Below are 6,743 nucleotides of genomic sequence, written 5' to 3'. Positions count from 1 at the left end.
GGCTGCGGCCGCTGCTGCCGGCGGGTGCGGGCGCGGCCTTCGCCCTCTCCGCCTGCGGCCTCTGGCTGCTGCTCGCCCCCGCCGCGCCGCGCGCGGAGGAGGCCGGGCTGCTGGCGCCGCGCTACCTCATGGCCGTGGCCTATAGCGAGGCCGAATGACCCTTTCCCCGATGAGCTGGCTGAAGGCGGGGCTTGGTGCCTCGCTGGCGCTGAACCTCGTGCTGGGCGGCGTGCTGCTGCTGCGGCCGGACAAGCCGCAGCGCCGGCCTGATTTCTTCGCCATGCAGGCGCAGATGGCCACCGTCCTGCCGGAGGCGGAGCGCGCCCGCTTCCTGGCCGTGCTGGAGGGCGTGCGCACGCGGGTGCAGGAGGCGCTGGCGCGCCACGACGCCGCCCGCGCCGCCACCGAGGCCAGCCTGGCGGAAGAACCCTTCGACCCCGCCCGGATGCGCGCCGCCACGCTGCGCGCCCGGCAGGAGTGGAACGGCATCAGCAGCACCGTGGAGGATAGCCTGATCGACGCGGTCACCACCCTCTCGCCCGAGGGCCGCCAACGCCTGGCCGAGGAGATGCGCCAGCGGCGCGCCACCCGGCGCAAATCCCCATGAGGCCGCTTCCCCGTTCACGGGCTGGTTCACGGGCTGGTTCAATGGCTGGTCCGCTGGCTGGTCCGCTGGCCGCCTCGCGGGGCGGCGCCGCGCGGCGGCCCTTCCTGCTGCTGCTGCCGGCGCTGCTGGCCGGCTGCGCCATCACCTCCACCCCGCCCGGTGCCGGCATCGAGGCCGGGGCGCGCTTCCGCAACGCCGCGGCCGAGCCGGTGCGCTGGCCGGAGGCGCAGTGGTGGCAGGGCTTCGGCGCCCCGGAGCTGGACCGGCTGATGGCCGCCGCCACCACCGGCAATCTCGACATCGCCCAGGCCGAGGCGCGCATCCGCCAGGCCGAGGCCTCGCTGCGCATCGCCGGCGCCTCGCTGCTGCCCAGCCTGACCCTGGGCGGCAGCGGCAGCCGCCAGCGCAGCAGCGCGACCACGCGCAACAGCTTCAGCACCACCCTGGCCGCCAGCTACGAGGCGGATCTGTGGGGCGGCAACGCGGCCGACCGCCGCGCCGCCGAGCAGACGCTGCGCGCAAACCGCTTCTCCGCCGCCGCGACCGGCATTTCCACCACGGCCTCGCTGGCCAATGCCTATTTCGCCCTGCTCGCCTACCGCGAGGAACTGCGCGTGCAGCAGGAGAATGTGGAAGCCTCCCGCCGCATCCTGGCCGTGGTGCGCAGCCAGTATGCCGCCGGCACCGCCACCGGCCTCGACGTGGCGCAGCAGGAGACGGAGCTGGCGCAGCAGGAGGCGCGCATCCCCTCCCTGCGTCAGAACATCGACCAGCAGGCGAACGCCATCGCCCTGCTGATCGGCCAGCCGCCCGCCGCCGTGACGGTCGCGGGGGAGGGGCTGGGCGGGCTGCGCATCCCGCCCGTCGCCCCTGGCCAGCCGGCCGATCTGCTGGCGCGCCGGCCGGATGTGCTGCAGGCCGAGGCCAGCCTGGCCGCCTACCAGGCCGATATCGACGCGGCGCGGGCGGCGCTGCTGCCCACGCTCGACCTCACCGCGCAGGGCGGGCTGCAGGGCGCCGTGCTGCGCACCCTGCTGCGGCCGGAGCAACAGGTCTGGTCGCTGGCGGCAAGCCTGAGCCAGACGGTGTTCGATGGCGGCGCCAAGCGCGGGCAGGTGCAGCTGGCGGAGGCGCGGGCGGAGGAGCTGCTCGGCGCCTATCGCTACGCCATCCTCGACGCGCTGCGCGATGTCGAGGACGCGCTGGTGGCGCTGCGCGAGACCACCGAGCAGGAACGCCTCTACGAGGAGGCGGCCAACCGCGCCGCGCGCGCGGCGCAGATCGCCGAGTCGCAGCTCCGCCTCGGCACCGCCACCATGATCACCGTGCTGAACACGCAGCAGACGCTCTACTCGGCCCGGACCACCCTGGTGGAGGCGCGGCTGTCCCGGCTGCAGGCCGCCATCGGGCTGTTCCGCGCGCTGGGCGGCGGCTGGCGCTGAACCGGGACCACCGAGACCGACCATGGCCCCCACCCGCCTGATCCTGACGCTCGCCGGCATCGCCCTGATCGGGGCCGGCGGATACTACTACTGGCAGAAGCGCCAGGAGACGCCGGCCGCCACCGCCGCCGGGCCGGGTGGCCCCCCCGGCAGTCCCGGCGGCAGTCCCGGCGGCGGACCGGGTGGCGGACCGGGCGGGCGGCGCCCGGGCGGGGGGATGGGCGTGCCCGTCACCCTCGCCGCCGCCACGCGCAGGGACCTCGTGCTGACGCTCGACGCCCTCGGCACCGTGCAGGCGCTGAACAGCGTGACGGTGCGCTCCAAGGTTTCCGGCCAGCTTCTGGAGGTGCTGTTCCGCGAGGGGCAGGATGTGGAGAAGGGCGATATCCTCGCCCGCATCGATGACCGCACCTATGCCGCCGCCCTGGCCCAGGCGGAGGCGCAGAAGGCCTACAACCAGGCGCAGCTCGCCAATGCGCGGCTCGACCTGCGGCGCTACGAGCAGCTCCTGCGCAACAATGGCGTGACCAGCCAGCAGGTGGACACGCAGCGCGCCAGCGTCGCCATGTACGAGGCGCAGGTGGCGCAGTACCAGGCCGCCACCGACAGCGCCCGCGCCCAGCTCGATGACACGGTGATCCGCGCGCCCTTCGCCGGGCGCGTCGGCCTGCGGCAGGTGGATGTGGGCAACCTCGTCTCCAGCTCCGACACCAATGGCATCGTCAGCCTGGCGCAGCTGACGCCCATCGCCATGACCTTCACCCTGCCGCAGCAGGAATTGCCGCGGCTGCTGCGCGCCATGGCCGCCGGCCCCGTGCCGGTGGACACCATCCCCACCGCGCCGGGCGAGGAGACGGAGCGCGGCACGGTGCTGACCATCGGCAACTCGGTCGACTCCACCACCGGCACCTTCACGGTGAAGGCGAGCTTCCCCAATGCGCGGCGGCGGCTGTGGCCGGGCGCCTTCGTCACGCTGCGCCTGCCGGTGGAGACGGTGCCGCAGGCGCTGGTGGTGCCGCTGGTGGCGGTACAGCAGGGCCCGGCCGGCGCCTATGTGTTCGTCGCGAAGGACGACCAGACGATCGAGCAGCGCACGGTGACGCTCGGCGCCACGACGCGCAGCGAGGCGGCCATCCGTGAGGGGCTGCGCGCGGGCGAGCGCGTCGTCACTTCCGGCGGGCAGCGGCTGAACAATGGCAGCCGCATCCAGGAGGTGAGCCGCCCCGTGCCCGGCGCCACCGGCGCCAACCGCCCCGGCGGCGGCCCGGTGGTGCCCCAGGGCGGGAACCCCGGCGGGAACCCCGGTGGGAACCAGGGCAACACCCAGGGCGGGCCGGAGGCCGGCGCGCCCCCCGCCACGCCGCCGCAGGAAGGCCGCCGGCCGCGGCCGGAGGGCGCGCCCCCGCGCGGCGGGAACTGGCCTGGCAATGGGCCTGGGACCATGCCGGCGGAGGGCGGCAGCGCGCAGGGCAGTAACGGCCAGGGCGGCAGTGCCGGCGCCCCGGCCGGGCGCCAGGGCGCCGTGCCGTGAACATCTCCGCGCCCTTCATCGCGCGGCCGGTGGCCACCACGCTGCTGGCCGTGGCGGTGCTGCTGTGGGGGGCCTTCGGCTATCTGCGGCTGCCCGTCTCCGCCCTGCCGGAGGTGGATTTCCCGACCATCGAGGTCTCCACCCAATTGCCCGGCGCCTCGCCGGAGACGGTGGCGCTGCTCGTCACCGCCTCGCTGGAGCGGCAATTCGCGCAGATCTCGGGCCTGACCACGATGAGCTCGGTGAGCGGCCCCGGCACCTCGCGCGTCACGCTGCAGTTCGCGCTGGAAAAAAGCCTGGAATCGGCGGCGCAGGATGTGCAGGCGGCGCTCGACGCGGCGCGCGGCACGCTGCCCTCCACCCTGCCCTATCCGCCGGTCTATTCGAAGGTGAACCCGGCGGACCCGCCGATCATCACCTTCGCCCTCACCTCCGACGTGCTGCCGCTGACGCGGCTGAGCGATGTGGCGGACACGCTGCTGGCGCAGCGCCTGGCGCAGGCGGGCGGCGTCGGCCGCGTCACCGTCCAGGGCAATATGCGCCCGGCGGTGCGGCTGCGGCTCGATGCGGCGCGGCTCGGCGCCTATGGCATCGGGCTGGACACGGTGCGCACCGCCATCGCCAACGCCAACCAGAACACGCCGAAGGGCTCGCTGGACGGGCCGCTCCAGGCCTCCAGCATCGAGGCGAACGACCAGATCACGGCCCCCGCCGCCTTTGGCGATGTCGTCGTCGCCTGGCGCAGCGGCGCGCCGGTGCGGCTGCGCGATGTCGGGCAGGCGGTGGAGGGCCTTGAGAACACGCGCAACGGCGCCTGGTTCAACGGCCGGCCCGCCGTGCTGCTCGATGTGCAGCGCCAGCCCGGCGCCAATATCGTGCAGTCCGTCGCGCAGATCCGCGCGCTGCTGCCGCAGCTGGAGGCGGCGCTGCCGCCGGGCGCCCGGCTCACCGTGGTGAATGACCGCACCACCACCATCCGCGCCAGCGTGCACGAGGTGCAGTTCACCCTGGTGCTCAGCATCGCGCTGGTGGTGGCGGTGATCTACCTCTTCCTCGGCAGCGGGCGGGCCACGCTGGTGCCGGCGGTGTCGCTGCCGCTCTCCATCATCGGCACCTTCGCCGTGATGTCGGCCATGGGCTACTCGCTCGACAACCTCTCGCTGATGGCGCTGGTGGTGGCGACGGGCTTCGTCGTCGACGACGCCATCGTCATGATCGAGAACATCGTCCGCCTGATGGAGGAGGGGAAGAAGCCGCGCGAGGCCGCCTTCGAGGGGGCGCGGCAGATCGCCTTCACCATCGTCTCGCTCAGCCTCTCGCTGATCGCGGTGTTCATCCCGCTGCTGTTCATGGAGGGCGTGGTCGGCCGGCTGTTCCGCGAATTCGCCGAGACGCTGACGGCGGCCGTCGTCGTCTCCGCCATCGTCTCGCTGACGCTGACGCCGATGATGTGCGCGGCGCTGCTGCGCCCGCATGGCGAGATGCGCCCCAACGCGCTGATCCGCGGCTTCGAGGCGGGCTTCGAGGCGATGCGGCAGGCCTATGGCCGCGCCCTCGCCTTCGCCCTGCGGCATGAGGGGGCGACGCTGCTGATCGCCACCGCCTCGGTGGCGCTGACGGCCTGGATGTATGTGGTGATGCCCAAGGGCTTCCTGCCGGTGCAGGATACCGGGCTGATCCGCATCACCGCCGAGGGGCCGCAGGATGCCTCCTTCGCCCGCGTCGCCGCCACGCTGCACGAGGCGGCGGATGTGATCCGGCGCGACCCGGCGGTGGAGTCCGTCAGCCTCGTCGCCGGGGCGGGCACGGTGAATGCCACGCAGAATGCCGGGCGGCTCGTCGTCACGCTGCGCCCGCGCGAGACGCGCGAGCCGGTGCAGGCGGTGATGGCGCGGCTGCAGCCGCAGCTCGACGCGCTGCCCGGCCTCTCCACCTGGCCGCAGGCGGTGCAGGACATCCAGATCAGCGCCCGCGTCTCCACCACGCAATACCAGTACACGCTGTTCGATTCCGATGCCGCCATCCTCGCCACCTGGGCGCCGCGCATGATGCAGGCGCTGCAGGCCATCCCCGGCCTGCAGGATGTGGCGAGCGACCAGCGCGAGGACGGGCTGCAACTCCAGGTGCAGGTGGACCGCGACAGGGCCGCGCGCCTCGGCGTGACGATGCAGGCGGTGGACAACGCCCTCTACAACGCCTTCGGCCAGCGGCAGATCTCCACCATCTACGGCCAGACCAACCAGTACCGCGTGGTGCTGGAACTGGCCGGGGTGTCGGCGCCCGACCCGGCGCTGCTGGCGGGGCTGCGCGTCACCGGTGGCGCCAGCCTGAGCAGCACCAGCACGACCAGCAGCGGCGCCACCAATGCCGGCAGCGACAGCGGCACGGCGAGCAACAACCTGGAGATCCCGCTCGGCGCCATCGCCACCATCACGCGCGGCCGCGCGCCGCTGGTGGTGACGCGGGAAAACCAGTTCCCCGCCGTGACCTTCAGCTTCAACCTCACCCCCGGCATGTCGCTGAGCGAGGCGGTGACGGCCATCCGCGCGGCGGAGCAGGAGATCGGCCTGCCCGAGACCACCGCCGGGCGCTTCGCCGGCGACGCGGCGGAGTTCAGCCGCTCCCTCCAGGGCCAGCCCTGGCTGATCCTGGCCGCCGTCATCGTCATCTACATCGTGCTCGGCGTGCTCTATGAGAGCCTGTTCCACCCCATCACCATTCTCTCCACCCTGCCCTCCGCCGGCATCGGCGCGCTGCTGGCGCTGGAATTCTGGGGGCTGGACCTCTCGGTGGTCGGGCTGATCGGCATCATCCTGCTGATGGGCATCGTCAAGAAGAACGCCATCATGATGATCGACTTCGCGCTGGAGGCGCAGCGCGACCGCGGCCTTGACGCGCGCGCCGCCATCGTCGAGGCCAGCCTGCTGCGCTTCCGCCCGATCATGATGACGACGGCGGCGGCGCTGCTCGGCGCCCTGCCGCTGGTGCTGCAATCGGGCACGGGGTCGGAGCTGCGGCTGCCGCTCGGCGTTTCCATCGTCGGCGGGCTGCTGCTCAGCCAGTTCGTCACCCTCTTCACCACGCCGGCCATCTATCTGGCGCTGGAGCGGGTGCGCATGGGCATCCTGCGGCGCTGGCGCCCCGTGGGTCTGAGTTGAACGGG

The 6,743-nt window shown here is 73.2% G+C and carries 4 protein-coding genes; all 4 read left to right on the top strand.

Features of this window, described 5'->3' with window-relative positions:
* The first annotated feature begins 169 nt into the window (after positions 1–169).
* From NON00_RS15285 to NON00_RS15270, 4 genes are read left to right on the top strand one after another with little or no spacing between them, the layout of a single operon-like run.
* Positions 170–607, top strand: coding sequence for a periplasmic heavy metal sensor (locus NON00_RS15285; protein ID WP_256022533.1), 438 nt, complete (start codon positions 170–172; stop codon positions 605–607).
* Positions 608–648: 41 nt separating this feature from the next.
* A complete protein-coding gene (locus NON00_RS15280; RefSeq protein WP_256022530.1) occupies positions 649–2,049 on the top strand; it encodes an efflux transporter outer membrane subunit in 1,401 nt (466 codons plus the stop codon).
* Between the two features lie 22 nt (positions 2,050–2,071).
* Complete coding sequence (locus NON00_RS15275) at positions 2,072–3,580, top strand: efflux RND transporter periplasmic adaptor subunit (RefSeq protein WP_256022528.1); 1,509 nt, start codon at positions 2,072–2,074, stop codon at positions 3,578–3,580.
* On the top strand, positions 3,577–6,738 hold the full coding sequence (locus NON00_RS15270; RefSeq protein ID WP_256022526.1) for an efflux RND transporter permease subunit: 3,162 nt from the start codon (positions 3,577–3,579) through the stop codon (positions 6,736–6,738). The genes NON00_RS15275 and NON00_RS15270 overlap by 4 nt, the downstream gene beginning before the upstream one ends.
* The last annotated feature ends 5 nt before the right edge of the window (positions 6,739–6,743 follow it).

The organism is Roseomonas sp. GC11, from assembly GCF_024437745.1.
Classification (GTDB): Bacteria; Pseudomonadota; Alphaproteobacteria; order Acetobacterales; family Acetobacteraceae; genus Pseudoroseomonas.
This window is presented reverse-complemented; position numbering and strand designations above follow the sequence as displayed.

Excerpts from the sequence above, each read along its gene's own strand:
- NON00_RS15285 (WP_256022533.1), top strand. The coding sequence starts at position 170 with ATGAGCTGGCTGAAGGCGGGGCTTGGTGCCTCGCTGGCGCTGAACCTC.
- NON00_RS15275 (WP_256022528.1), top strand. The coding sequence starts at position 2,072 with ATGGCCCCCACCCGCCTGATCCTGACGCTCGCCGGCATCGCCCTGATC.
- NON00_RS15280 (WP_256022530.1), top strand. The coding sequence starts at position 649 with ATGGCTGGTCCGCTGGCTGGTCCGCTGGCCGCCTCGCGGGGCGGCGCC.